The 26077-nt window shown below is 58.7% G+C and carries 28 protein-coding genes; 19 read left to right on the top strand and 9 right to left on the bottom strand.

The window, feature by feature from the left end:
- Nucleotides 1-62: 62 nt before the first annotated feature.
- Entirely contained in the window at nt 63-311 is a 249-nt protein-coding gene (locus ACR0AP_RS09665) for an EF-hand domain-containing protein (RefSeq protein WP_209505179.1), read from the top strand.
- A 177-nt stretch (nt 312-488) separates the two neighbouring features.
- Entirely contained in the window at nt 489-695 is a 207-nt protein-coding gene (locus ACR0AP_RS09660; protein ID WP_480506562.1) for a hypothetical protein, read from the top strand.
- A 48-nt stretch (nt 696-743) separates the two neighbouring features.
- Here the strand turns inward: ACR0AP_RS09660 and ACR0AP_RS09655 are convergent, their stop codons facing one another.
- Genes ACR0AP_RS09655 through ACR0AP_RS09640 form a run of 4 tightly spaced genes read right to left on the bottom strand, consistent with a single transcriptional unit; the run spans nt 744 to nt 3470 of the window.
- Nucleotides 744-1778: a succinylglutamate desuccinylase/aspartoacylase family protein gene (locus ACR0AP_RS09655; protein WP_480506561.1), complete on the bottom strand. Its 1035-nt coding sequence runs from the start codon at nt 1776-1778 to the stop codon at nt 744-746.
- 5 nt (nt 1779-1783) lie between these two features.
- Complete coding sequence (rimK, locus tag ACR0AP_RS09650; RefSeq protein WP_480482701.1) at nt 1784-2689, bottom strand: 30S ribosomal protein S6--L-glutamate ligase; 906 nt, start codon at nt 2687-2689, stop codon at nt 1784-1786.
- Entirely contained in the window at nt 2689-3186 is a 498-nt protein-coding gene (locus tag ACR0AP_RS09645) for an ATP-dependent zinc protease family protein (RefSeq protein ID WP_480506560.1), read from the bottom strand. Before ACR0AP_RS09645 ends, rimK begins: the two co-directional genes overlap by 1 nt.
- A 5-nt stretch (nt 3187-3191) precedes the next feature.
- On the bottom strand, nt 3192-3470 hold the full coding sequence (locus tag ACR0AP_RS09640; RefSeq protein WP_480482704.1) for a hypothetical protein: 279 nt from the start codon (nt 3468-3470) through the stop codon (nt 3192-3194).
- A 96-nt stretch (nt 3471-3566) separates the two neighbouring features.
- Here ACR0AP_RS09640 and mgtE point away from each other — a divergent pair, with 96 nt between their 5' ends.
- Both mgtE and ACR0AP_RS09630 read left to right on the top strand, forming a co-directional pair.
- The gene (gene mgtE, locus ACR0AP_RS09635; protein WP_480506559.1) at nt 3567-4931 is read left to right on the top strand and encodes a magnesium transporter; all 1365 of its coding nucleotides are present in this window, start codon (nt 3567-3569) and stop codon (nt 4929-4931) included.
- Nucleotides 4932-4987: 56 nt separating this feature from the next.
- The gene (locus ACR0AP_RS09630) at nt 4988-5437 is read left to right on the top strand and encodes a CBS domain-containing protein (RefSeq protein ID WP_480487867.1); all 450 of its coding nucleotides are present in this window, start codon (nt 4988-4990) and stop codon (nt 5435-5437) included.
- 40 nt (nt 5438-5477) lie between these two features.
- On the opposite strand, the gene ACR0AP_RS09625 is transcribed toward ACR0AP_RS09630, so the two are convergent.
- The gene (locus tag ACR0AP_RS09625) at nt 5478-5723 is read right to left on the bottom strand and encodes a YybH family protein (protein WP_480506558.1); all 246 of its coding nucleotides are present in this window, start codon (nt 5721-5723) and stop codon (nt 5478-5480) included.
- Nucleotides 5724-5998: 275 nt separating this feature from the next.
- On the opposite strand from ACR0AP_RS09625, the gene arfB reads away from it, so the two are divergent.
- The 6 genes from arfB to smpB all read left to right on the top strand — a co-directional run bounded on the left by arfB (nt 5999) and on the right by smpB (nt 10129).
- Nucleotides 5999-6418, top strand: coding sequence for an alternative ribosome rescue aminoacyl-tRNA hydrolase ArfB (arfB, locus tag ACR0AP_RS09620; RefSeq protein ID WP_209505170.1), 420 nt, complete (start codon nt 5999-6001; stop codon nt 6416-6418).
- A gap of 60 nt (nt 6419-6478) precedes the next feature.
- On the top strand, nt 6479-7225 hold the full coding sequence (locus ACR0AP_RS09615; RefSeq protein WP_480506557.1) for an SDR family oxidoreductase: 747 nt from the start codon (nt 6479-6481) through the stop codon (nt 7223-7225).
- Nucleotides 7226-7307: 82 nt separating this feature from the next.
- Nucleotides 7308-8324, top strand: coding sequence for a P1 family peptidase (locus tag ACR0AP_RS09610; RefSeq protein ID WP_480506605.1), 1017 nt, complete (start codon nt 7308-7310; stop codon nt 8322-8324).
- 113 nt (nt 8325-8437) lie between these two features.
- Nucleotides 8438-8851 (top strand): c-type cytochrome, encoded by a 414-nt coding sequence (locus ACR0AP_RS09605; protein WP_480482716.1) that lies wholly within the window; start codon nt 8438-8440, stop codon nt 8849-8851.
- 200 nt (nt 8852-9051) lie between these two features.
- Entirely contained in the window at nt 9052-9594 is a 543-nt protein-coding gene (gene idi / locus ACR0AP_RS09600; protein ID WP_480487859.1) for an isopentenyl-diphosphate Delta-isomerase, read from the top strand.
- Nucleotides 9595-9652: 58 nt separating this feature from the next.
- The gene (smpB, locus tag ACR0AP_RS09595) at nt 9653-10129 is read left to right on the top strand and encodes an SsrA-binding protein SmpB (protein WP_209505165.1); all 477 of its coding nucleotides are present in this window, start codon (nt 9653-9655) and stop codon (nt 10127-10129) included.
- Here smpB and glpK read toward each other — a convergent pair.
- From glpK to panB, 3 genes are all read right to left on the bottom strand, one after another.
- The gene (gene glpK, locus ACR0AP_RS09590) at nt 10126-11604 is read right to left on the bottom strand and encodes a glycerol kinase GlpK (RefSeq protein WP_480487857.1); all 1479 of its coding nucleotides are present in this window, start codon (nt 11602-11604) and stop codon (nt 10126-10128) included. The two genes, smpB and glpK, sit on opposite strands and share 4 nt — an antisense overlap.
- A 68-nt stretch (nt 11605-11672) precedes the next feature.
- The gene (gene panC, locus ACR0AP_RS09585; RefSeq protein WP_480506556.1) at nt 11673-12524 is read right to left on the bottom strand and encodes a pantoate--beta-alanine ligase; all 852 of its coding nucleotides are present in this window, start codon (nt 12522-12524) and stop codon (nt 11673-11675) included.
- On the bottom strand, nt 12521-13360 hold the full coding sequence (panB, locus tag ACR0AP_RS09580) for a 3-methyl-2-oxobutanoate hydroxymethyltransferase (protein WP_480506555.1): 840 nt from the start codon (nt 13358-13360) through the stop codon (nt 12521-12523). The genes panC and panB overlap by 4 nt, the downstream gene beginning before the upstream one ends.
- A gap of 168 nt (nt 13361-13528) precedes the next feature.
- On the opposite strand from panB, the gene ACR0AP_RS09575 reads away from it, so the two are divergent.
- The 6 genes from ACR0AP_RS09575 (at nt 13529) to ACR0AP_RS09550 (ending at nt 21436) form a co-directional block, all read left to right on the top strand.
- Nucleotides 13529-15016 (top strand): ABC transporter substrate-binding protein, encoded by a 1488-nt coding sequence (locus ACR0AP_RS09575; protein ID WP_480506554.1) that lies wholly within the window; start codon nt 13529-13531, stop codon nt 15014-15016.
- A 167-nt stretch (nt 15017-15183) separates the two neighbouring features.
- Nucleotides 15184-16143: a ligand-gated ion channel gene (locus ACR0AP_RS09570; protein ID WP_480506553.1), complete on the top strand. Its 960-nt coding sequence runs from the start codon at nt 15184-15186 to the stop codon at nt 16141-16143.
- Nucleotides 16144-16389: 246 nt separating this feature from the next.
- On the top strand, nt 16390-17640 hold the full coding sequence (locus ACR0AP_RS09565; RefSeq protein ID WP_480506552.1) for a sarcosine oxidase subunit beta family protein: 1251 nt from the start codon (nt 16390-16392) through the stop codon (nt 17638-17640).
- Between the two features lie 13 nt (nt 17641-17653).
- On the top strand, nt 17654-17941 hold the full coding sequence (locus ACR0AP_RS09560) for a sarcosine oxidase subunit delta (protein WP_480506551.1): 288 nt from the start codon (nt 17654-17656) through the stop codon (nt 17939-17941).
- Complete coding sequence (locus ACR0AP_RS09555) at nt 17938-20883, top strand: sarcosine oxidase subunit alpha family protein (RefSeq protein WP_480506550.1); 2946 nt, start codon at nt 17938-17940, stop codon at nt 20881-20883. The genes ACR0AP_RS09560 and ACR0AP_RS09555 overlap by 4 nt, the downstream gene beginning before the upstream one ends.
- Nucleotides 20876-21436 (top strand): sarcosine oxidase subunit gamma, encoded by a 561-nt coding sequence (locus tag ACR0AP_RS09550; RefSeq protein WP_480506549.1) that lies wholly within the window; start codon nt 20876-20878, stop codon nt 21434-21436. The genes ACR0AP_RS09555 and ACR0AP_RS09550 overlap by 8 nt, the downstream gene beginning before the upstream one ends.
- An 8-nt stretch (nt 21437-21444) precedes the next feature.
- Here the strand turns inward: ACR0AP_RS09550 and ACR0AP_RS09545 are convergent, their stop codons facing one another.
- A complete protein-coding gene (locus tag ACR0AP_RS09545; protein WP_480482737.1) occupies nt 21445-22449 on the bottom strand; it encodes a GlxA family transcriptional regulator in 1005 nt (334 codons plus the stop codon).
- Nucleotides 22450-22712: 263 nt separating this feature from the next.
- Here ACR0AP_RS09545 and ACR0AP_RS09540 point away from each other — a divergent pair, with 263 nt between their 5' ends.
- From ACR0AP_RS09540 to ACR0AP_RS09530, 3 genes are read left to right on the top strand one after another with little or no spacing between them, the layout of a single operon-like run.
- Nucleotides 22713-23660, top strand: coding sequence for an ABC transporter permease (locus tag ACR0AP_RS09540; RefSeq protein WP_480487848.1), 948 nt, complete (start codon nt 22713-22715; stop codon nt 23658-23660).
- On the top strand, nt 23657-24472 hold the full coding sequence (locus tag ACR0AP_RS09535; protein WP_480506548.1) for an ABC transporter permease: 816 nt from the start codon (nt 23657-23659) through the stop codon (nt 24470-24472). The genes ACR0AP_RS09540 and ACR0AP_RS09535 overlap by 4 nt, the downstream gene beginning before the upstream one ends.
- Nucleotides 24469-26067 carry an ABC transporter ATP-binding protein gene (locus ACR0AP_RS09530; RefSeq protein ID WP_480487844.1) on the top strand — a complete coding sequence of 533 codons (1599 nt, stop codon included), beginning with the start codon at nt 24469-24471 and terminating at the stop codon, nt 26065-26067. Before ACR0AP_RS09535 ends, ACR0AP_RS09530 begins: the two co-directional genes overlap by 4 nt.
- The last annotated feature ends 10 nt before the right edge of the window (nt 26068-26077 follow it).

The following is a 26077-nucleotide window of genomic DNA, read 5'->3' as shown; positions in this document are numbered from 1 at the left end:
ACACCCAAGCGCTGCACCAACCCCTCAATGGGTAAACCGCCCATTCCCTGATGGAGAACAAAATGAGTCGAGTTTCTGTTGTTGCTCTGCTCGCGTCATTCCTTGCCCTTCCGGCCGTTGCCTTGCCGGTGGGACTGGACACGGACGGTGATGGTCTGGCTTCGCTGACCGAGCTACAGACAAAGTATCCCGATATTACCAGTGAGAGCTTTGCCGAAATTGACACGGATGCCGATGGTTTCCTCAATGACGAAGAAATGGTTGCCGCGGTCGAGGCCGAGTTGCTTCCTGATCCCAAGGGTGACGAATAAGCCAGGGTTGCCGTGAACATGAGAAATCTCACTCCACCCTACAGGTGGATGCTTGCCGGGATGGGTATCTGGTTAGTGCTGTCCCCATTTGTACTGTTCAGCCAGAAAACCCTAGCTCACAGTTCGTCTGACCGTGAGTCGCTCGCCTTCATGACGATCGGTATTGGTGTGTTGGTCATGTCAGGTACTAGCGGCCGGGGCCACCTTCTCGCACGGGTGGCTCCGGTATTGGCGGTCGGGGCATTGCTGATCGCCGCGCCCGAGGTGCTGCATTTTACCGGTCACGGTGTGGCAGTGGCAAATGCTTGGCTCACGGGATCTGCGCTGATCTCGCTCGCCGCTTGGGAGGCGCTGGCGAGCAATAGATTGCGTGCGATCCTGTAGGCTGGCGCGGGGCAGGCAACTGCCCCGCGTTTCTTTTGGCTCTGGCGTCTAAATGATCTCGTCTTCATCGAACATCGGATCGCCTTCAAGCTGGCTGGCGATTGTATCGACCCGCATTTCGACATCCGAGCCGGTCGTTTCCGCAATATGAAACAACGCGTCACCTTCATGAACGACAGGCAGATTAGTGCGCCCCACGATGATACCCGTGGTTTCGCAGATGATATCGGTCCTGAGTTCTCCGAACGGGTCGGAAATGCGTCCAAGCAGGTCACCAGAAGCCACGTATTCTCCGGTCGCTTTGAAAGTTCGCAACAGGCCACCGGCGGGCGCGCGCATCCATGAGCTTGACCGGACATGGACAGGCTTTTCGCGCACAGCGGCGATGCCACGCTTGGCAACCATGCCCTTTGCGTTCATCACCCGAAGGATGCCAGCAACCCCCGCCCGTGCAGACAGTTCTTCGAAACGCAGACCCTCACCGCCCTCGAACAGCAGGATATCCACACCACGCTCTTGCGCGGCCTTGCGCAGCGATCCGTCGCGCAGCTTTGAGATCATCACCACGGGCGCACCGAAGGCATCCGCGTATCTAAGGGTGACATCCGAAGCCGGAGAGACGCGGATCTGCGGCAGATTGGTGCGATGAATCGCGGCAGAATGAAGATCGATCCCCAGGTCCGACCGCTCGACGATCTCGGTCATGAAAAGATGCGCCAGCCGACCGGCCAGCGATCCCCCCTCACTACCGGGGAAGGAACGGTTCAGGTCGCGCCTGTCGGGAAGGTATCGGGAATGTGTCATGAAACCAAAGGCATTCACGATCGGTATGACCAGCAAGGTACCCGCAAGCTTGTCAAGCTGTGGCGCCCGAAGCAGTCGCCGCGCGATTTCCACGCCGATCACCTCATCACCGTGAACGGCGGCACTGACGAACAGGACCGGTCCGGGGCGGCGGCCGTGAACCACGTGTACTGACATGCTCACCGGTGTATGATCCGACAGCACGCTAACCGGCAAATCCAGAGTGGTTCGTGTACCGGGCGGTACGCGAAAACCTCCGATTTCAAAGGGACCGCGCATTGCCTCTACCCACGGCCTCGTGTCTTTGTGTTGCCTTTGGCGGCATTCTTTTCGAGAAACTCGATGATTTTGCCGGCGACATCAATGCCGGTGGCCTTTTCAACCCCTTCAAGCCCGGGTGAGGAGTTCACTTCCATCACCACCGCACCGTGATTGGCGCGCAGCATATCGACACCGCACACATTAAGACCCATGGCCTTGGCCGCACGCACGGCTGTCGAGCGTTCCTCGGGTGAGATTTTGATAGGCTTGGCGCTGCCACCGCGGTGCAGATTTGATCTGAACTCGCCCTCGGCCCCTTTTCGTTGCATCGCCGCGATCACTTTTCCACCAACCACAAGCGCACGAATATCCGTGCCGCCTGCTTCCTTGATGAACTCCTGTACCATGATGTTGACCTTGGCGCCGCGAAACGCCTCGACCACGGATTTTGCCGACCGGTTTGAATCCGCAAGCACCACGCCGATGCCCTGCGTGCCCTCCAGCAGCTTGACCACCAGCGGAGCGTCCCCCGCCAGTTTGAGAACTTCGTCGGTCTGTTTCGGGTCATGCGCGAAGGTGGTGACCGGCAATCCGATCCCGTCACGCGCCATCAGCTGCATGGATCGCAACTTGTCACGGGATCTACCAATCGCAACCGACTCGTTGAGCGGAAAGACACCCATGATCTCGAACTGCCGCAAAACGGCCAGCCCATAGAATGTGACCGAAGCGCCGATCCGCGGGATCACAGCGTCATAGCGCCCTAACTTCTTACCATCGTAATAAACCTCGGGTCGGCGCGACGCGATATTCATGTAACAGCGCAGCGTGTTCACAATATCCAGCTGGTGCCCGCGTTGTTCTGCAGCCTCTTTCAGACGCTGGTGGGAATACAGGTTTGGGTTCCGGGCAAGCATGACAAATTTCATTAGCGTCGTCCCTCTGCGTCCTTGGATCTTGTCTTGCTCTTCATCTTTTTCGGGTCTTTTCGTGCATCCAGAAGATATGAGTGGCCGGGATCGACAAGGATCCCGCGCCTTCGAATGGCGGTACGGCCAAGGATCAGATCAAACTCCATCTTCGCACGATTGGCCAGCGAAACGTCGATCAGCCAGCGATGCCGTCCAAGCAGAAGTTGCGTTCTGACAATCAACCGGCGTTCCGGAATGCCACCAGTGTTCTTGATTTCCCGCTCGTCTACAACCCGCGTGCGCACCCGACCCGATGAACGGCGATTATGGACCGGGATCATGAACTCGACCCATCGTTCGCCATCAACCTCGAACACGGTCTGGTCCACGGCATGCAGGGCCGCGGTTCTGGCGCCTGTGTCTATCTTTGCTGGAATATGCTCGATCCCGAACTCGGGCAGGCTGATCCGCTCGCGCCATCCTATGACTTCGGGGTATCCTGTTTGTTTAGCCATGGCGACTAAGCCACGCAGTCATCATTGGCGCGCCGGTAATTCACAAACGAATTCGCGCTCATCACAACGTAAAAACTATCCATATCGATTAACACATACCCAAGTTCAAAAAGTGCGATCGACAGGGCGCGGATATCTGCTTCATACAAACGCCTGCGCCCGGCGATCCGACGCACCAGCTTGTCCGGAATGCGATACCGTCCGCTGGCCTTGCCGCCAAACTCCTGATCGTACAAGACGGCCAGACGTTCGGCTGCGGCGGATATCCAGTCATTTTCCTGCATGCACTTTCTTACAAATCAAAAATTTTTTTGTCTATAGGCAAATAATTTCTGCTATATCGGCGTAAGTTAAGAATCTATACCCCCACAGGTCGGCGGATGAGCGATACGGACTCCTTACCAAAGGAAACAGGGACGCAGCTTCAGCTGGCGTTGGAAAATCGCGACGGGGCGGCGCTGGCAGACCTGCTTGATCCGCTTTCGTTAAGCGATGCACTGCGGGAATTGCTCAACCTGCCCGTTGACCAGCGAAGCGCCGCGCTCTCGTTGCTGCCACCGGAACGTGCGGCCGAACTGGTCGAAGAAGCGCCAAACGCGCTGGCGGTCGATCTTGTCGAACGCTTGGTATCCGATCAGGCCGCCGAGATCATCCTTGAGCTGGATTCCGACATTCAGGCGGATGTGATCGGTGAACTGGAAGACGCCGATGCAGAAGCGATCCTTGCCCGGATGGACCCGGAAGATGCGGCGGATGTCCGGCGGCTGGTTGAATATGACGACGATGTCGCCGGTGGTCTGATGGTGGCCGAAGCCTTTACCTTTTCCGATGGTGATACAGTCGGAAAGGTTCTGCGGCGTTTCGCTCATGAAGAATACGATCTGGAACGTTACCGTGGCCAGCACCCCTACGTTTTGAATTCCGATGGCGTGCCTGTCGGGGTGCTGTCCTTACGCAGCCTGCTGTCCACACGGCGAAGCATCAAACTCACCGATATCATGGTGCCCCCTATCACGGTTCCGGCCGGCATGCCACTGGAAGAACTGGAGGACCTTTTCGATGAGCACCCTTTTCTTGGGTTGCCGGTTGTCGAAACGGACGGGAATCTTGTGGGTGTCGTTTCCCGCTCTGCCGTGGATGAGGCGCTGCTGAAGCGCGCGGAATCGGCAAGCCTGAAACGTCAGGGTGTCTTTGGCGACGAACTGCGATCGATGCCTTTGCCGCTCAGGGCGCGGCGACGGCTTCAATGGTTGTCGGCTAACATCGTGCTCAACGTGATCGCGGCCAGTGTGATTTCCGCCTATGAACAGACCCTTTCTGCCGTGATCGCACTGGCTGTGTTCCTGCCGATGGTCTCGGATATGAGCGGTTGTTCCGGCAATCAGGCCGTTGCTGTCAGCATGCGCGAGCTTTCGCTTGGTCTGGTTCGGCCCATTGATGCTATGCGGGTCTGGTTAAAAGAGGTCTCGGTCGGCATCATCAACGGCTGTGTCCTTGGCCTGCTGATCGGACTCGTTGCCTGGATGTGGAAAGGAAACCCGTTTCTGGGTTTGGTGATTGGCGGCGCGCTGGGCCTGAACACGATCATCGCGGTATCGATCGGTGGCGTTCTGCCATTGTTGTTAAAGCGCATCGGTCAGGACCCGGCGGTCGCCAGTGGCCCTTTGCTGACAACGATCACTGACATGGCGGGTTTTTTTCTGGTCCTGAGCCTTGCAACGGCGATGATGCCGCTCCTGAATTAGTGTTTTTCATGCGCCCTGATCAACACAGGGGTCGGGCGCTCAACCACGAGGAAGACATGACGATCTCAAGCATTGTCAAAACGCAGAACCTGAAAAAGCCGCCATTTTGCGACACTGACACAACGGTGTTCGATGCGGCCGTCACCATTGCGTTGCTGGACGTGAATGCGTTGGCGGTTCTCAGCGATGGGAAGCTGGTCGGGATTATCACGGATCATGACGTGCTGCTGTGCCTGGCGGATTCCGGCTCGGCTTTTTACAAGCAGACTGTGGGTGACTGGATGACGGAAAAACCCGTCACCTGCGCGCTGGGCTCGAAGTTGTCGACCGGTCTTAATCTGATGGCCAAACACAAGATCCGAAACCTTGTCGTAACTCAGAATGGAAAAGCAATTGCCGTTGTGAGCAGTAAAGAAATCCTGGCACGGGTGCATGAGGAAGACGAGCTGGAGCTGAAGGTGTTGCGTGATATCGCCCGCGGGGCTCAGGGCCAGTCAATCGCCTGACACCGCGGTTCCATGTCTGCTCGCTCTCCACTCAGGACCGCTAAGGAAGGTCACTGTTGGAAATGGAAATGCTGACTTTCCAGGTGCCATCCGTCTGGCGTTTCAGGACGTTCACAAACTTCCCTTTTTCCGGCGGATCAGAGTCAGCAAATGCAAAGGATCCGACCTGATAGGCGGTATCACTATCGACACCGAAATCGATCAACTCATTTGTATGTGTTCCGCCGATGTTTTCCTTCATTCTTTCCTTATAGGCTTCGATGAACGCTTCGCGCCCGCGCAGCAAGGCTCTCCGGGCGCCAACAACATGACGTCTTCGGTAACGAACGCAGCTGACGCGAACAAACGGCCCGGCCACCGCCAGGATTCTGAAATGCGCGACCTGCTAAAGCAGGCTTGATCGCACATATGCACTGCGTTAGGCACCGAGGATGAGGAGACTTGCTGAAATGCTGTGCCGCAATGGCTTACGCCCGCCCGCATATTGCGGGTATCCGACGGCACGGGTCGGGATCGCTACTCTTCCTATTCATTCGCCCAAGTCACCAAGCTGACACTGCCATGTTGCACATCACCGATGATATCGCGCTGCAAGACTGGGAAATGACCGAAAGCTTTGTGCGGTCGTCCGGTCCCGGAGGGCAGAATGTCAATAAGGTGTCGACCGCAGTCGAGCTGCGCTTCGAAGCCGCGCGCTCGCCGTCCTTGCCCGATCCGGTCAAAGCCCGGTTAAAGCGACTGGCCGGGCGACGCTGGACCAAAGACGGCGCAATCATCATTCAATGTGAGGAAACACGCTCGCAGGCCCGCAACCGTGAAATCGCGCGTGCAAGGCTGGCAGAACTGATCTCCCGCGCGCTGGTCAAACCCAAACGGCGGATCGCAACGAAACCGACCTATGGTTCGGTCAAGCGTCGACTTGCCGCGAAAAAGGCGCGTGGCGACGTCAAGGCGCTGCGGGGCAAGGTGTCTGAAGATTGATCTGGCATCTTGCCGGGGCGTTGATAGTCTGGCCCGCAAAGGCTGCAAAAGGGCAACGTCATGAGGCTGGAGGGAAAAACCGCAATCGTCACCGGTGGTGCATCGGGTTTTGGCGCGGGGATCGTGCAGAAATTCCTGGCCGAAGGCGCACGCGTCATGATCGCGGACATCAATCGTGACGCAGCCGCTGATATGGCGGGGCAACTTGGGGCCGGGGTATTGGCGCACCAGGTCGACGTCGGCAATAGGGCTTCAGTTCAAAAGATGGCGGACACGGCACTCGCCGCCTTTGGGGCGCTCGATATTCTGGTAAACAACGCAGGTGTCACCCACTTGCCAACCCCTCTGGAAAATGTCACCGAGGATGATTTCGACCGGGTCTTCAACGTGAACATGAAGTCCGTCTATCTGACCGCCCGGGCATTTGTTCCCCATATGAAGGCGCGCGGCGCGGGTGCAATTCTGAACGTAGCCTCGACGGCGGGCCTGTCTCCGCGCCCGAATCTGAACTGGTACAACGCGTCCAAAGGGTGGATGATCACTGCAACCAAGACCATGGCGGTCGAACTGGCCCCAACCTGCATACGCGTGAACGCGATCTGCCCAGTGGCGGGCGAAACACCGCTGTTGAAATCTTTCATGGGCGAAGACACGCCCGAGATCCGCGCCAAGTTCCTGGCGACCATCCCACTGGGACGGTTTTCAACACCCGAAGATATGGCCAACGCCGCCTGTTTCCTGTGTTCGGACGAGGCCAGCATGATCACCGGCACCGCGCTCGAGGTCGATGGCGGCCGATGTATCTGATCCGATCTTCATCTGGCCAAAAATATCCCCGCCGGAGGCAGCGCGCGCCCGCGCGCTTCCCCGCACCAATCCCGAGTTCAAGATGATCCCTGGACCAAGAAACCTGATTACCGATGTCCCCGGCCTGGCAGTTGGAAACGCTCAGGACGATGCGCTGAAGTCCGGGACCACGGTCCTCACGGCAGATAAACCGTTCGTTGCGTCGGTCCATGTGATGGGCGGGGCACCGGGTACGCGCGAAACCGATCTGCTTGCGCCTGATAAAACCGTCACAGGGGTGGACGCGCTGGTTCTGTCCGGCGGATCGGCCTTTGGACTGGACGCCTGCTCGGGTGTTTCAGATGCGATGTGGGCTGAAGGGCGCGGGTTTCCCGTCAGTTCAGCGAAGGTTCCGATCATTCCCGGCGCGATCCTGTTTGACCTGCTCAATGGCGGTGCAAAGGATTGGGCGGAAAACCCCTATCGTGCGCTGGGGCGAGCCGCTTATCTGGCCGCTTCAAAAGATTTTGATTTGGGGTCCGTCGGGGCGGGCACCGGGGCGTTGGCCGCAATGCAGAAGGGCGGGCTTGGCTCTGCTTCGTCCATTCTGCCTGATGGGGTCACGGTCGGGGCCCTCGTTGCGACGAACCCGCTGGGCAGTGTCACAACACCGGGTGACCGGCACTTTTGGGCGGCACCCTTTGAACAAGGTGCAGAATTTGGCGGGCTGGGCCCCGATATGTCGCCGGATCAAAGCCGGATCCGCCCCAGCCGCAAAGCGATGGCCATGAGTCCAGCGCAACCCGAACAGACAAACACGACCATCGCCATCGTTGCCACGGATGCCGCATTGACCAAACCACAATGCCAAAGATTGGCCGTTGCCGCCCACGACGGAATTGCCCGGGCGATCCTTCCCGCACACACACCCGGCGACGGTGATCTGGTTTTTGGCATCAGTACCGGCGCCCGCCCCATCGCATCCGAGGCCGATCTCGCTCTGATCGGGCACGCGGCTTCGCTGTGCCTGTCCCGCGCCATCGCGCGGGCGGTTTATCTGGCGACCCCGGCGGAAGGAGACCTGTTGCCCTGCTGGACCGCTGTACATGACTTAAGTTAAGGACACACCATGTGTCGCAGTGGCACTGTAGATGCGCGCGGCAATCCGCGCGTTGACACTTTTATGCGCCGGGGGTCCATTCGGTGCAGCCAATTTGTATCGGAGCACAAGCTATGAATCGTATCCTCACTATCGCAATCGCTGGCCTGCTGGCGCTGCCCGCCCATGCCGAAGGCGATGCCGAAGCCGGTGAGAAAGCTTTCAACAAATGCAAGTCCTGCCACATGATCGCTGACCCGGCCGGAGAAGTCATTGTCAAAGGCGGAAAAACCGGTCCCAACCTCTTTGGTGTCGCCGGCCGCACTGCCGGAACCTACGAAGACTTCAAATATGGCGACAGCATCGTCGCAGCCGGTGAGAAGGGTTTGGTCTGGGATGAGGCCTCCTTTGCGGAATACACGCAGGACCCTAAGGGCTTCCTGAAATCGTATCTGGACGACACCGCTGCCAAGTCGAAAATGACCTTCAAACTGAAAAGCGGCGGTGAAGACGTCTACGCCTATATCGTCAGTGTATCAGGCGAATAAACGCTAGCATTGTGCACCCATGCACAAGGACCAAAGGCCGCAGCCCCTGCGGCCTTTGGTGCGATTGATACCAGTGTAGAACAGCGCCACTTTGGTATCTGACGGCAAACCGCAGAGTGTGCCGCAACGCCAAGCCGACCCGGCAACAGCTAAACCCAACATCAGCGCCCGTCAGGCGGATTGGCAACAGGAGAGGACAGATGGGCATTATGATCCCGGCTTGGGTCAATGGTGAATTGACCCCGGTAGACAAACTTGAAGCTCACGAAAAGGGCCTCAAGCACAAGGCCGTGTCGGTGTTTGTCGTTAGGGGCACCGAGATTTTGTTGCAGCGTCGGGCGCTGGGCAAGTACCACACGCCCGGCCTGTGGGCGAACACTTGCTGCACACACCCCGACTGGGACGAAAGCTCGTCAACCTGCGCCGTGCGCCGTTTGAACGAAGAACTGGGGATCACAGGTCTTTATCCTGAATACCGTCACCGTTTGGAATACCACGCCGATGTTGGGAACTGCATGGTGGAAAACGAAGTGGTCGACGTTTTTCTGGCCCATGTGCGCGGACCGCTGAAAATCGCGCCTGATCCGGACGAAGTCATGGATATCCGCTGGATCGACTACCATGACCTGTTGGCCGAAGTGGCCCGCCACCCGGATCGGTTTACACCGTGGCTCAAGATCTACCTGCACAACCATGCGGACACGATTTTCGGCCCGGACCTGATCATTTCAGCTAAATCCTGAGGCACACCGAAAATCCCTGCCTTGCAAGGGCGGCCCAAGCCGCCTAAATCAACGCGTCATGGCCAAGCAGAAGACAGACCCGAATTACAAGGTAATCGCCGAAAACCGGCGCGCCCGCTTCGATTACGCAATCGAAGAGGACATTGAATGTGGCATCATCCTGCAGGGGTCCGAGGTCAAATCCCTGCGCGCGGGCGGCTCGAACATCGCCGAAAGCTATGCCACGGTCGATGACGGAGAACTGTGGCTGGTCAACAGCTATATCGCGCCGTATGAGCAGGCCAAGATGTTCAAGCATGAAGAACGTCGCCGCCGGAAACTGCTGGTGTCCCGCAAGCAGATGTCGAACCTGTGGAACGCGACGCAGCGCAAGGGCATGACGCTGGTGCCGCTGGTTCTGTATTTCAACCACAGAGGACTGGCCAAGATCAAAATCGGCATCGCCAAGGGTAAGAAAACCCACGACAAGCGCGAAACCCAGGCCAAGCGCGACTGGTCACGGCAAAAGCAGCGCTTGTTGAAAGATCACAGCTAGAACGCCATCGCCGCCTGAACCGCCCGTTGCCAGCGATCATAGGCCGCGTCGCGTTCGGCTTGCTCTTGCGTTGGCTCGAACCGGCGGTCCAGCGCCCATGTTTCGGCAAAACCGGCCTGATCCGGGTAAATCCCGGCTTTCATACCTGCCAGCCATGCGGCGCCTAGGGCGGTCGTTTCCTGCATAACCGGGCGATCCACCGGGGCACCCAGACAATCTGAAAGACCCTGCATGGTCCAGTCAGATGCACTCATCCCGCCGTCGACGCGCAAGATGACATCCGCCTCGGCCCCCCAGTCGCCCTGCATGGCGTGCCACAGGTCGCGGGTCTGAAAGGCGATGCTTTCCAGCGTGGCGCGGGCAATCTCGGCCCGGCCGGAATTGCGTGTCAGCCCGAACATCGCACCGCGGCAATCCGGCTTCCAGTAAGGAGCCCCAAGGCCCGTGAACGCCGGCACCAGAATCACATGCTGGTTCGGGTCGGCCTGCGCCGCCAGATCGCCGCTTTGCGGGGCCGAATCGATGATCTGCAACGCATCGCGCAGCCATTGCACGGCGGCCCCGGCGATAAAGATCGACCCTTCCAGCGCATAGGTGCGCTGACCGTCCAATTGGTAAGCGATTGTTGTCAGCAGGCGGTTTTTCGATTCAACCGGCTGCGCGCCCGTGTTCAGCAGCGCGAAACAGCCCGTGCCATAGGTGGATTTCATCATACCGGGCTGGAAACAGGCCTGACCGATGGTGGCTGCCTGCTGATCGCCTGCCACACCCAGAATGGGGATATTCCCACCAAGCAAGGTGGTTGCGCCGAAATCCGAGGCGCAATCCTGCACGGTCGGCAACATTTGAACGGGTACATCCAGCAATTCGCAAATCTCAGCGCTCCAGGCGCCTTTGTGAATGTCGAACAGCAGGGTGCGGGCGGCGTTGGTGGCGTCAGTGGCATGGACACGACCTTCGGTCAGACGCCAGATCAGGAAACTGTCGATGGTGCCGAACAGCAACTCTCCGGCCTCAGCCCGCGCGCGTGCGCCTGAAACGGTGTCCAGCAGCCATTTGACCTTGGTGCCCGAGAAATAAGGGTCCAGCAGCAGGCCGGTCTGGGCGGTGACGTCATCTTCACACCCGGCTTGCTTGTATCGGGCGCAGATTTCGGCGGTGCGGCGGTCCTGCCAGACAATCGCGTTATGGATGGCCTTGCCGGTCTGCTTGTCCCAGACCACGGTGGTTTCACGCTGGTTGGTGATACCAATACCCGTGATCTGGTCAGCCGAAACACCGGCGCTTTCCATCACCTCGCGACACACATGCATGACGCTGGACCAGATATCCTCGGGGTCGTGTTCAACCCAACCTTCTTGCGGGAAATGCTGGGGGAACTCCTGCTGAGCGGTGCCAACACGGTTCATCTGCCCGTCGAACAGGATCGCGCGCGAGGACGTGGTGCCCTGATCAATTGCCAGAATAAAGGTCATGTCCGCTCTCCCCGGTGTCATTTTGCGCGACTTTAGCGCAAACAACGGCGCCGGGGCCAGAGCAGAAATCAGACCGGATCGACGGGAATATTGTCGATCAGGCGGACGCCATCGGCCCAGGCCGTAACGAACAAGCGCGCGGGTTTGCTGGCATTGGGCAGGCTTTCCAGCGTCTCGGCGCAGCGCAGATCGATATATTCCACTTCGGTAAAACCAGCGTCCAGCAATGCGGCTTTTGCGTCTTGCGCCAGCGCCGCGAAATCCTTGCCAGCGGCAAGCTTATCTGCCACCCGCCGCATGATCTCGTTCATGCGGGACGCGACCTTTACGCCCTCGGGCGACAAAAGCAGATTGCGCGACGACATTGCCAGCCCCGAAGGTTCGCGCACGGTCGGGCAGCCGACAACCTCGATGGGAATGTCCAGATCGCGGGCCATGCGGCGCACCACCAGCAGCTGCTGATAGTCTTTTTCCCCGAAATAGGCTCGGTCCGCCTGCGTTTGCAGGAACAGCTTGGCCACTACAGTTGCCACGCCTTCGAAATGGCCGGGGCGAAACGGGCCTTCCATCATGTCGGTCAAACCGGTCACGGATACCGTGGTGGAAAAGCCGTCGGGATAGATTTCCTGAGGGTCCGGCACATAGATCGCATCCACGCCATAAGGGGCCAGCTTTTGCGCGTCTTCATGTTCCGTGCGGGGATAGTTCGCCAGGTCTTCGGGGTTGTTGAACTGCTTGGGGTTCACAAAGATCGTCACGATCACCCGGTCACAGTTATCGTTGGCGGCCTGCGCCAGCGACAAATGCCCTTCGTGCAGTGCGCCCATGGTTGGAACAACGCCGATTACGTCACCTGCACGGTGCCACTCTGTCGTCTTGGTCCGCAGTTCCGCCAGCGAGCGCAGGATCGGCGCGGTCACGTCTTTGGTCCTTTCGCCGGAGCCTGATCAGCAAAGACATGTTCGTCCGCCGGAAATGTCCGGGCACGCACTTCGGCCGCATAATCTGCGATGGCGGCTTCGGCCAACGGGCCAAGCTCGGCATAGCGTTTGACGAATTTGGGTTTGAAGGCGGTGAAAAAGCCGACCATGTCATCGACGACCAGAATCTGCCCGTCACAACCGGCAGACGCTCCGATTCCGATGGTGGGGATGGCAACCTGTTCGGTGATCCTGTCGGCCAGACCTTGCGGCACTTTCTCAAGCACCACGGAAAACGCGCCAGCCTCGGCCACGGCGCGGGCGTCTGCCATGACGGCTTCAGCCTGCTCGTCACGGCCCTGCACCTTGTAACCGCCCAGGGTGTTGATCGATTGCGGGGTCAGACCGATATGCGCCATCACCGGGATGCCGCGCTTGACCAGAAAGCGGATGGTTTCGGCCATCTCGACACCGCCTTCCAGCTTGACTGCCCCTGCACCGGTTTCCGCCATCAGCCGCGCCGCGTTGCGAAACGCCTGTGCCGGGTTTTCCTCATAGCTGCCAAACGGCATGTCGATGACCATCATCGCCGTGCTCAACCCGCGTGCGACGGCCTGACCGTGCAGGATCATCATCTCCATCGTGACACCAAGGGTGGATTCCAGCCCGTGCAAAACCATCCCGACGCTGTCCCCCACAAGAACAAAGTCACAATGCGTGTCCATCAGGCGCGCCATAGGCGTTGTGTATGCGGTCAGCGAGACCAGAGGCACGCCGCCTTTTCGGGCGCGAATATCTTCGGCGTTCGGGGCCTTTTTGCGGGCGGTGGCGCTCATGGTTGGCTCCTGCAGGGCTTATGTTGCAGTGCGGCATAGCAGATCGGCCGGGGCCAAAGAAACCCCGGTTGCGCGAACATTCCCTTGATTGACCTCAGGTTTAAAGGAACACTGCCGATAAAACGGCCCGGAAAACATGGGCGCAGATTTTCAGTTGGGAGAGTTCACATGACAAAACACGTGCTTCGGACATTCGCGTCGACCGTGGCGATCGGCGCCAGCCTGTTGGCGACGCAGGTTTTGGCCAAATCCGACATCACCATCGCCATGCAGCTGGAACCCCCGCATCTGGATCCGACCAGCGCCGCTGCTCAGGCCATCGATTCGGTTGTCTACACTAACATCTTCGAAGGTCTGACCCGTTTCATGGGCGACGGCTCGGTCGTGCCCGGCCTTGCGGAAAGCTGGGAGATTTCCGAAGACGGCAAAACTTATACCTTCAAACTGCGCGACGGCGTGACCTTCCATGACGGCACGACCATGGATGCCGAGGATGTTAAATTCACCCTTGACCGGGCCACGGCCGAGGACAGCGCCAACGCGCAGAAAGCTCTGTTTGCAGGGATCGAAAGCGTCGAAGCCGTGGATCCGCTGACAGTCAGGATCACCCTGGCCGATCCGAACGGCAATTTCCTGTTCAATCTTGCCTGGGGTGACGCGGTGATCGTCGCGCCTGAAAGCATCGAGAACATCAAGACAAACCCGGTTGGCACCGGCGCTTTTACCTTTGGCGACTGGGTTCAGGGCGACAGCATAACACTGAACCGCAACCCCAATTATTGGGGCGACCAACCGGCGTTAGAGACTGCGACGTTCAAATTTATCTCGGACCCGACCGCCGCATTTGCGGCCATGATGGCCGAAGATGTGGACGTGTTCGACAACTTCCCGGCACCGGAGAACCTGCCTCAGTTCGAGGCTGACCCGCGCTTTCAGGTTCTGGTTGGATCGACCGAGGGTGAAACGATCCTGTCCACCAACAACAAACAGCCGCCATTCGATGACATTCGTGTCCGGCAGGCGTTGGCCCATGCGATTGACCGACAGGCCATCATCGACGGCGCCATGTTCGGATACGGCACCCCAATCGGCACGCATTTTGCGCCACACAACCCCGCTTATGTCGATCTGACGGGCCAGTCCGCGTATGATCCCGAAAAGGCCAAGGCCTTGCTGGCAGAGGCCGGGTTTGAAAACGGGTTCGAGACAACTCTGCACTTGCCACCGCCATCTTATGCGCGCCGGGGCGGTGAAATCATCGCCGCACAGCTGGCCGAGGTCGGCATCACGGCCGAGATCATCAACGTCGAATGGGCCCAGTGGCTGGAATCGGTGTTCAAGGGCAAGGAATTTGGTCTGACCATCGTCAGCCATACCGAACCGATGGATATCGGCATCTATGCGCGGCCCGACTATTACTTCCAGTATGACAGCATCGACTTTCAGACGCTGATGGAGACGCTGAACACCACCACCGACCCCGAGGAACGGACCCGTCTTCTGGGTGAGGCGCAGCGCCTCATCTCGAACGATTATGTCAACGGGTACCTGTTCCAGCTGGCCAAGCTGGGCGTCGCCAAGGCCGGTGTTCAGGGCCTTTGGGAAAACGCACCAACTGCGGCAATCGACCTGACCGCCATTTCCTGGTCTGAATGACATCAGTTGACTGGGCCTGCTTAACGGGCCCAGTCTCACCATTGCGAAATGCGTTTCTAACGATCATGAAAAGCTTGTTTGCAGGTTTCGTTCTTTTGCTTTTCGCGTCTGTCCTTCCAGGCGCTGTTTTTGCGCAGGGCTTGTTCCAAGGGCAGCAGGATACGCTGGTGGGAACCCCGGACAACCCGCTGCAGGTCGGGGTTGGTATCAAGATCGACCAGATTACCGGCGTCGATCAGCAATCCGAAAACTATGGTGCCGTGGTTGTACTGCGGTTCGAATGGACAGACCCGGAACTGGCGTTTGATGCAGCAAGCCTTGGTCGTGATTTTCGGGTTTTTGAACCTCCCGCTTTCGTGAAATACGCCGCTGAGCTGGATGTGGTAACCCCGGCTTTTGTTATCCACAACCAACAGTCCAATCGATGGATTCATGAATCCGCAGTTGCCGTGCGTCATGACGGTCACGTGACCTTTGTCGAAAAATCCTCGCTGACCTTGCAGGCTCCGCATTTCAACTTTCGCAAATACCCGTTCGATACGCAGGAATTTCACTTCGAGGTCGTATCGGTGTTTCCTTCGCAATTCGTTCACTATCACTCGCTTGATGAATACTCCGGCCTGGGTGACATGCTGGGCGAAGAGGAGTGGATACTTGGCAATGCCAGGGCTCTGACGTCAACGACGACCGGTTTGTCGGGCAACGAAAGCGACCGGGTGGAACTTGTCTTCGAAGGCACTCGGCACCTGACATATTACACCATCCGCATTTTCCTGCCGATGCTGGTGCTGATCACAGTGGGATGGGCGCTTTTCTTTCTGGATGAATACCGGAAACGGATCGAGATCGCGGGCGGCAATCTGTTGGTCTTTGTGGCCTTCAACTGGGCCATTTCCGCTGACTTGCCCAAGCTTGGCTATCTGACGTTTCTGGATTTCATTCTGCAATGCATGTTCCTGATGACAGGAACGATTATTGTCTTCAGCGTGATGCTGCGCAAATTGAAAACGTCCGGTCGGGAAGAGACGGCCAGAAAGCTCGACAATTACGCGATCAAATGGATTTACCCGTTGGGATATGCCGCCATCATCGGCTATGCCGTTTTTGCCTTTCTGATGACGTCTTAGGGCTGAACCCCACATTCTATGTATTTCTGAAATCGTGTGGATAGCCATGGGCTACCGGCTTTTCTGACCCTTGTCGGCGTTGCAGGACTAAGGTGGCGCACACCGCGCGCTGCCAGCGATAGGAAAATCGCAAGATTTAGCAAGCTCTGCTAATTGCCGTGGTGTCTGATTCAACACAACAGATGTCGGATTCAAGAGTATCCAAAACCCGTTTTTTAGGGGATTCTGAAAAAAAAGGTCCGATTCATGCGATACTCTGGTTTCAAGGTCATCAAAGAGGCTCTTACCGGGCACAAAGGGTGGACACCGGCCTGGCGCGAGCCAGAGCCCAAGCCACATTACGACATCGTCATCATCGGCGGTGGCGGTCATGGCCTTTCAACGGCGCATTACCTGTCCAAGGTATTCGGCCTCCGCAATGTGGCGGTGATTGAAAAAGGCTGGATCGGTGGCGGCAACGTCGGGCGCAATACAACCATCATCCGCTCGAATTATTTGCTGGACGGCAACGAACCTTTCTACGAGTTCTCGCTGAAACTGTGGGAAGGTCTTGAGCAGGACGTAAACTACAACGCGATGGTCAGCCAGCGCGGGATCATCAACCTGATCCACACGGACGCCCAGCGCGACGCCTTTACGCGACGGGGCAACGCCATGATCCTGAACGGCGCGGATGCCGAGCTGCTGGATGCCGAACAGGTGCGCAAGGAATACCCATTCCTGAACTTCAACGATGCCCGGTTCCCGATCAAGGGCGGGCTGGCCCAGCGGCGCGGCGGCACGGTTCGGCACGACGCGGTGGCCTGGGGATATGCCCGGTCGGCGGACAGCCACGGTGTCGATATCATCCAAAACTGCGAAGTGACCGGTTTCCGGATCGAAAACGGAAGATGTCTGGGCGTTGAAACCTCGAAAGGGTTCATTGGCGCAGGCAAGGTTGGCTGTGCCGTGGCCGGAAATTCAGGGCGTGTCATGGGCATGGCGGGTATGCGGTTGCCAATCGAAAGCCATGTCCTGCAAGCCTTCGTTTCAGAAGGTCTGAAGCCGGTTCTGCCTGGGGTCATCACCTTTGGCGCGGGGCATTTCTATGTCAGTCAATCCGACAAGGGCGGGCTGGTCTTTGGTGGCGATATCGACGGGTACAATTCGTACGCACAACGCGGCAACCTGCCCGTGGTCGAAGATGTCTGCGAGGGTGGCATGGCCCTGATGCCGATGATCGGTCGCGCGCGCCTGCTGCGGATGTGGGGCGGGATCATGGATATGTCCATGGATGGATCGCCCATCATCGACCGGACCAGCATCGATGGCCTCTATTTCAATGGCGGCTGGTGTTACGGCGGGTTCAAGGCAACTCCGGCGTCGGGGTATTGCTTTGCGCATCTGCTGGCAAAGGATGAACCGCACCCGACCGCAACCGCCTACCGGTTCGACCGGTTCCGCACAGGTCGCATGATCGACGAAAAAGGTATGGGCAACCAGCCCAACCTGCACTGAGGGGAGCAGCACCATGATCATCCATCATCCCTTGCTGGGCCCGCGTGACAGTTCCGAGTTCGTCTATCTGGGAGACGCTTCGTTGATCAACAGGCCCGACTGGCAGGCCGAAAACGCGGCCGAAGCGTTTTTTGACTACGCCTATCTGCGCGACAATCCAGCTGGCGAACACCGCGAGTTGTGGTTCCACGAGGGGGGCGACCGATCCTGGCTGGTCGTGACCCGCAATACCGCGACACATGAGATTTCCAAAGTGGAACTGGCCCGTGACGTGGCCCGGGCACAGGGGCGCTCCAAATGACTCAAGACAACAGGCTGAGCGGCGGTCAGATCGACCGCACCAAAACCCTGAACTTCAAATTCGACAACCGCAGTTACACTGCGCATCCGGGCGATACGCTGGCCTCGGCCCTTCTGGCCAATGGCGTGCGCTTGATGGGCCGGTCGTTCAAATACCATCGCCCGCGTGGCGTGCTGACTGCCGGTTCGGAAGAACCCAATGCCCTTGTCGAGCTGCGCACCGGCAACCGTCAGGAACCCAACACCCGTGCCACGACCGTTGAGATGTTCGAGGGGCTTGAGGCCCATTCCCAAAACCGCTGGCCCAGCCTGAAATTCGATGCTCTGGCGATCAACGACAGATTCTCGACCTTTCTGACGGCGGGGTTCTACTACAAAACCTTCATGTGGCCTGCTGCGTTCTGGGAAAAGCTGTATGAGCCGATGATCCGCCGCGCTGCGGGACTTGGGTCGTTGTCGATGCAGGAAGACCCCGATGAGTATAACAAAGGGTTCCGGCATTGCGATCTGCTGATAATCGGCGCGGGTCCAGCCGGATTGATGGCGGCACTGACTGCGGGCCGGGCCGGTTCCGAGGTCATTCTTGCGGATGAGGATTTCGCACTTGGTGGGCGGCTCAACAGTGAAACCTTTTCGCTGAACGACGGTGATGCGACCGAATGGGTTAAGCAGAGTGTCGCTGAACTGTCAGCAATGCCCAACGTCCGCCTGATGCCGCGCACGACCGTGATCGGTGCCTTTGATCACGGCATCTATGGTGCAGTTGAGCGGACGGGCGATCATCTTGCTTCTCTGCCTTCCGGTAAACCGCGCCAGATACTCTGGCGCATCTACGCCAAACGCGCCCTGTTATGCGCTGGCGCGACCGAGCGGCCCATCGCGTTTGAAAACAACGACAGGCCTGGCATCATGCTGGCAAGTGCTCTGCGCACCTATGCCAATCGGTTTGCAAGCACGGCGGCGCAACGTGTCGCCATCTTTACGAACAACGATGACGGCCACCGCACAGCTGCGGATCTGCACGCAAAAGGTATCAGGATTGCTGCCGTCGTCGACGTTCGTAACGACGCTCCGACCAGCCATGACTATGAGGTTCTGCGTGGCGCGCAGGTCAGGGACACCAAAGGCCGACTGGGGCTGACCTTTGTCGAGGTTGAGCTGGCAGACGGGTCGTCGCGCACGCTGGACTGCGGAGCGCTTGGCGTTTCGGGTGGCTGGAACCCCAACGTGCATCTGACCTGCCACCAACGGGGGCGTCCCGCTTGGAACGAAGATCTGGCGGCCTTTGTGCCTGGCACGGACTTGCCGCCTGGGCTGTCCGTCGCAGGGGCGGCGAATGGTGTGATGTCCACCCATGGCGCCCTGCAATCCGGGGCAGAAGGTGCGGCGCAGGCGCTGGGCCTGAAAGGCCCGCTGCCCGATCTGCCTAAGGCCGAGGATACCCCGATCTCGCAGACACCGTTCTGGTATGTTCAGGGTTGCAGCCGCGCGTGGCTGGATCAGCAGAACGACGTGACCGTCAAGGATGTGAAGCTCAGCCATCAGGAAGGGTTCCGTTCGGTCGAGCACTTGAAACGCTATACCACCTTGGGCATGGCCACCGATCAGGGCAAGACCTCGAACATGGGCGGGCTTGCGATCATGGCCGAACTTGCAGGTAAGTCCATTCCGGAAACCGGCACAACGATCTTCCGCCCGCCCTATACGCCCGTTCCGATTGCAACCTTTGCTGGCCGGATGAAAGGCAAAGAGTTTCATCCAACTCGCCTGACCCCGTCACATTACTGGGCCAAGGAACGCGGCGCGGTGTTTGTCGAGGTCGGCAATTGGCTGCGCGCACAGTGGTTCCCGCTGCCCGGTGAAACCCATTGGCGCGAGTCCGTTGACCGTGAGGTGCGCCAGACCCGTGCCTCGGTCGGGGTGTGCGACTGCACCACGCTTGGAAAGATTGATGTTCAGGGTGCGGATGCGGCGGATTTCCTGAACAGGGTCTATTGCAACGGATTTGCTAAACTGGCCGTCGGCAAAACCCGCTATGGGCTGATGTTGCGCGAAGACGGAATTGCGATGGATGACGGTACCGCCGCGCGTCTGGCCGAGGATCATTTCGTGGTCACCACCACAACTGCGAATGCGGTCAAGGTCTACCAGCATATGGAATTTGTCCGGCAATGCCTGTTCCCGGACATGGATGTACAGCTGATCTCGACCACCGAAGCCTGGGCACAATACGCGGTAGCCGGGCCCAATTCGCGCAAACTTCTGCAAAAGATCGTGGATCCCGAGTTCGACCTCTCGAACGAAGGCTTCCCGTTCATGGCTTGCGGCAACATCACCGTATGCGGCGGGTTGCGCGCGCGGTTGTTCCGTATTTCCTTCTCGGGCGAATTGGCCTTTGAAATCGCGGTGCCATCGCGATACGGCGACGCGCTGATGCGGCGTTTGATGCAGAAAGGTGAAGAGTTCGATGTCGTACCCTACGGCACCGAAGCGCTGGGCGTCATGCGGATCGAAAAGGGTCACGCCGCAGGCAACGAGTTGAACGGAACCACCACCGCCCTGAACCTTGGAATGGGTCGGATGGTATCCAAGAAAAAAGACAGCATCGGCTCAATCCTGTCCGAGCGTGAAGGGCTGAACGAACCAGATGCTTTGATGATGGTTGGCATCAAGCCTGTGAACGCTGGCGACAAGGTAACCGCCGGAGGGCATCTGATGAATGCCACGGGTCCCGTGGATGCTGCCCATGATCAGGGCTATGTCACATCGGCGGCATTTTCGCCGTCGCTGGACAGCCATATCGGCCTTGGCTTTTTGAAAAACGGCGGCACACGTCAGGGCAAAAAGATGCGCCTTGTGTCACCAGTGACCGATCTGACGGTCGAGGTTGAAATCGTCTCGGCCCATTTCGTCGACCCCGAGGGAGAACGGCTCCGTGCATGATCTTGTAGCAATAACCGCGCTGGGTGGAACCGAACCCAAGATCGACAGGGTCGGAAGCGTGACCTGTACCGAAACTCCGGGTGTGGCGCTGGCCTCGGTCGCCGCTCGGCTGGGTCGGGAAGACAAAACCCGGAATGCCGTATCCCAAGTGATCGGAGCGGAAACGCCTGCCGTCGGGCAATTTACCGGCGGGCCAATCGTCGCCTTCTGGACCGGGCCCGAGCAATGGATGATCGAAGCGCCCTTTGAGACACATGAAGATCTGGCGCATCTGGTGAAAGAAAACACTGGGGACAACGCATCGGTTTCCGAACAGACAGACGCATGGGTCAGGTTTGATCTGGACGGAGAAGGCGTGTTGGCAGTGCTGGAATTGCTAAGCAATCTGGATTGCCGAAAAATGGCGGTCGGTGCCGCATCCCGCACGTCTATCCATCACCTGGGGTGTTTCGTCCTGTGCCGTGCTTCTGGTTCGTTCAGTATTTACGGGCCAAGATCGTCTGCCGGGTCACTGCATCATGCGATTGTGGCCGCAATGAAATCGGCGCTTTGAAGGCAAGATCAGCTTGAGGGCAGCGGGGCGTTATCCTCGACCCGAAACCGGTTGATCCGTCGCCGGTCCTCGCTGGGGCTCAAACCAAAGGCAGATCGGTAGTGCGTCACCAACGGCGTGACCGAGCTGTATCCGATGGCCGCGGCAATGTCGGCAATAGGGTCCTTGGTATAGACAACCATCTGACGGGCCGCCTTCATCCGCATGGAGCGGAAATAATGGCTGGGGCTTTGCCCTGTGGCCTGTTTGAAGGCGCGCTCGATCTGGCGGGGGGTGACGCCCGTTTGATCCGCTATGTCCGCGATCGAGATCGGATTGCCGATACGGCTTGCGAACAGGTCGACACATCGGGCCACAAGCGGCGGCAGCTTTTCACCAGTGGCAGGTTTGCTTGCACTGGGCACCTGTTGTTGAACACCTTCCCCTCGCATCATCGGATGCTGGAACCAGCAGGCCACCTCATGCGCGACTTCGCCGCCCAACCGGTCCTGAATCAGATGCAGGGCCAGATCAAACGCGGCCGCCGCCCCGGCCGCTGTATACCGCGTGGCATCCGACACGATCACTTCGCGCCTTGCATCGATCTGTGGAAACTCGGCCAGAAACGCGGCTTCGTAGCACCAGTGCACCGATACCGGATGGCCGGTCATGACTCCCGACCGCACGAGCGGGAAAACGCCGCCGCTGATACCGCCCAGAATTGTCCCGTGGCGTGACAAAGCCCTCAACGCACCATTCCCCTGGGCAGGGTTTCTGAAGCCCGAGGTCGGACTGCTGAGCAGGAACAGAATATCAATCGGCTTACAGTCTGCGAGGTTGCGTTCAGCCTCAAAACGCACATGAGCGCTGGAGCTGACCTTTCCCCCGTTTTCCGCCACAAGAGACCAGCGAAATGCCTCTTGCCCGGCGATCTCATTTGCAGCGCGCAGCGGTTCGATGACCGAGGTCAGGCAAGCCATCGGAAAGCCATCGAACAGCAGAAACCCGATCTCAATTCTATTTTCTGTCAGCATGAGCGCTACACTATCAGTAAATCCTGGTTCGGCCCGGATTGCTCCTTGGCCGCTCTGGCCTGCGGAAACGGTTCGAACAAGTGTAGCAAAACTCGGAATGTGCGAAATCGAAAAAACGCGCAACAAACATGGTGAAAATCGGGGTCAGGTCCTGCATTCGGATTGACAGGCGGAAAGGAACAAAGGTTGCGCAGCGCCATTTGCCGGTCTGCCGATGCCGTAGATGCTGGACCCGTGACGGCTGAGACCCTAACGTGGCCTCAATGCTTCGCTATACCCTTAAACGACTGATCTCATTGCTTGCCAGCCTTGCCGTCGCCTCGGTGGTCATCTTCGCCGTGATCGAGGTCGCACCGGGGGACCCGGCATCGTTCATGCTGGGTGTCAACGCGCAGGAGGATACGTTGGCCGCGCTGCGGGCTGAACTGGGTCTGGATGGATCCAGGGTGCAGCGGTATTTCAACTGGGTCGGAGGGATGGTAGCCGGAGATTTCGGCACCTCGTACACCTATCGCACACCGGTGTCGCAGATGATTGCGGACCGGCTGTGGGTATCGTTGCCCTTGGCTTTGTATGCGCTCACGCTGTCCACGCTGATCGCCTTTCCTGCCGGGATCTATGCCGCCGCGCGCCGGGGCAAGCCCGGGGATCTGGCGGTGATGGGGGCGACACAGCTTGGTATCGCTGTGCCCAATTTCTGGTTCGCGATGATGCTGGTGCTGATCTTCGCCATAAACCTGCGCTGGTTCAATGCCGGTGGGTTTGTTGGCTGGGGCGAGGGCCTTTGGGCGGGGCTGCGTTCGCTGACTTTGCCCGCCATTGCGTTGGCCCTTCCTCAGGCCGCGATCCTGGCCCGCGTTATGCGATCAGCGCTGCTGGATATTCTGGGTGAGGATTTCATGCGCACCGCGCGGGCCAAGGGATTGTCGCGTCGTCAGGCTCTGTGGCGGCATGGGGTGCGGAACGCGCTGATCCCCGTGCTGACGATCATCGGCTTGCAGTTTTCCTTCCTGCTGGCCGGGTCGATCATCATCGAACAGGTGTTCTACCTGCCGGGCCTCGGGCGGTTGGTGTTTCAGGCCATTTCGGCCCGCGATCTGATCGTGGTTGAATCGGTGGTGATGCTGCTGGTCTTTGCGGTGATCACCGTGAATTTTCTGGTGGATCTGGCCTACGCAGCCGTTGACCCACGGTTGAGGAGCCGGTCATGAGCCGCAACCTGATTCTGGGCGCGGCGCTGTCGTCGCTGGTGGTGCTGGCGGCGCTGATCTCGTTTGTCTGGACACCCTACGACTATGCCGCGCTGGATATCCCCAACAAACTTCAGACGCCCGATGCACAACACTGGTTTGGAACAGATCACTTCGGCCGCGACATGTTCTCGATGATCATGGTCGGTGCACGCACTTCGATTGCGGTGGCTCTGGTGGCCGTGGGGATTGGCATGGCGCTGGGCGTACCCCTTGGCCTGACAGCCGCCGCACGCAAAGGGTCGTGGTTGGATGAGGTGATCATGCGTGGCAACGATCTGGTCTTTGCCTTTCCCTCGCTGGTCATCGCCATCCTGATCACGGCTGTGTTCGGTGCCGGTGCCATCAACGCGATCATTGCGATCGGTATTTTCAACATCCCCGTCTTTGCCCGCATCACCCGAGGGGCTGCATTGTCGCTGTGGGAGCACGAGTTCATCCTTGCCGCCCGTGTGTCGGGCAAAGGTGCCGCACGGATATCAGCCGAACACATCCTGCCCAATGTCGCCAACCTGCTGATCGTTCAGGGCACCATCCAATTTTCGCTGGGCATACTGGCCGAGGCGGGACTGTCCTATGTCGGTCTGGGCGCGCAACCTCCGACGCCCAGTTGGGGCCGGATGCTGGCGGACGCCCAGACAATGGTCAGTTTTGCCCCGCATTTGGCTCTGATTCCGGGCTTGGCGATTATTGTCACGGTATTGGGTTTGAACCTGCTGGGTGATGGTCTGCGCGACTGGCTGGACCCAAGGATCAGGGTGGCGCGGGCATGACGTTGCTGCAAGTCGAAAACCTGTCCCTGTCGATCCACGGGGTACCGATCCTGAAACAGGTCAACTTGTCCATCGACCCGGGCCAGATCGTGGCGGTGACAGGTGAAAGCGGCTCGGGCAAATCCATGACAGCACTGGCTGTGATGCAGCTTCTGCCAAACGGGGCAACGGCAGACGGCGTAATCCGACTGGATGGCACTGACCTGCTTTCCGAATCCGAGGCCGAGATGTGCGCCTTGCGTGGCGCGTCCATCGGGATGGTATTTCAGGAACCGATGACGGCGCTCAACCCAGTGAAAACAATCGGCGATCAGGTGATGGAGACCATCCTGATCCACAAGGCGATGCCTCCTGCTCAGGCCCGGACCCGCGCCGCAGAGGTTTTGACCCGGGTTGGCCTGCCACCCGACAGGTTTCCTCTGTCGCGCTATCCGCATGAGCTGTCGGGCGGGCAGCGTCAGCGTGTGGTCATCGCAATGGCCATCGCATTGCGCCCAAGGCTATTGATCGCGGATGAGCCGACTACGGCGCTGGATGTCACCACGCAGGCGCAGATCCTTGATTTGCTGAAAGGGCTGGTTCGCGAATATGATATGGGCCTGCTGATGATCACCCATGATCTGGCTGTGGTCTCGGACATGGCCGATCAGATTGTCGTCATGCGTCACGGCGAGGTCGTCGAAAGTGGCGCGACGCGAAACCTGTTTCGAGATATGCAGCACCCCTATACCCGTATGTTGTTCGAAGCTTCGGGTCATCAGGTCACCCTGCCTGAACCTACACAGCAACGCCCGCTTCTGGAGGTTTCGCAGGTCGTCCGGGATTACCGCCTTCCCCGCAAAGGTCTGCTGGATGCGCCGCGCCACCACCGCGCGGTGGATGGTGTCAGCTTTACCCTCAACCGAGGGGAGCGTTTAGGGCTGGTGGGCGAGTCCGGTTGCGGAAAATCGACCCTAACACGGGCTATTTTAGGGTTGGAAGAGATCCAATCTGGTCAGATTATGCTGGATGGTCAGCCGGTTTTCACCGGCCACAGGCCCAACCTTGCGGTACGTCGCAAGATGCAGGTCGTGTTTCAGGACCCCTATGGCAGCTTCAATCCCCGCCACCGTGTCGCGCGCCTGATTACAGAACCTTTTCACCTGTTGGAAACGCCACCAAAGGGGTCCGAACGCCAGGACCGGATTGCAGAGATGCTGACGGCAGTGGGCCTCGGCCCTGATGATGCGGGCAAATACATTCACGAGTTTTCGGGCGGGCAACGCCAGCGGATCGCTATTGCCCGCGCTCTGATCATTCGGCCGGAACTGATCCTGTTCGATGAGGCGGTTTCAGCCCTCGACGTATCGGTGCGCGCCCAAATCCTCGATCTGCTTGCCGAACTCTGCGAGGCTTATGATCTGACTTACCTGTTCATCAGCCACGATCTGAGTGTGGTGCGCACCATCACCGATCATGTTCTGGTGATGCAATCCGGACGAATTGTCGAACATGGCAAGACCGAACAGGTATTCTCGGACCCGCAGCATCCCTACACGCAAACCCTGATCGCCGCCGCGCCCCAATTGCCTGAAATCGGGAAGTTATTGGCGTAAAACCATTTGT

This window comes from Ruegeria sp. AF7, assembly GCF_056541885.1.
Note: the sequence above shows the minus strand (reverse complement) of the source record. Positions and strands in the feature narration are given on the sequence as shown.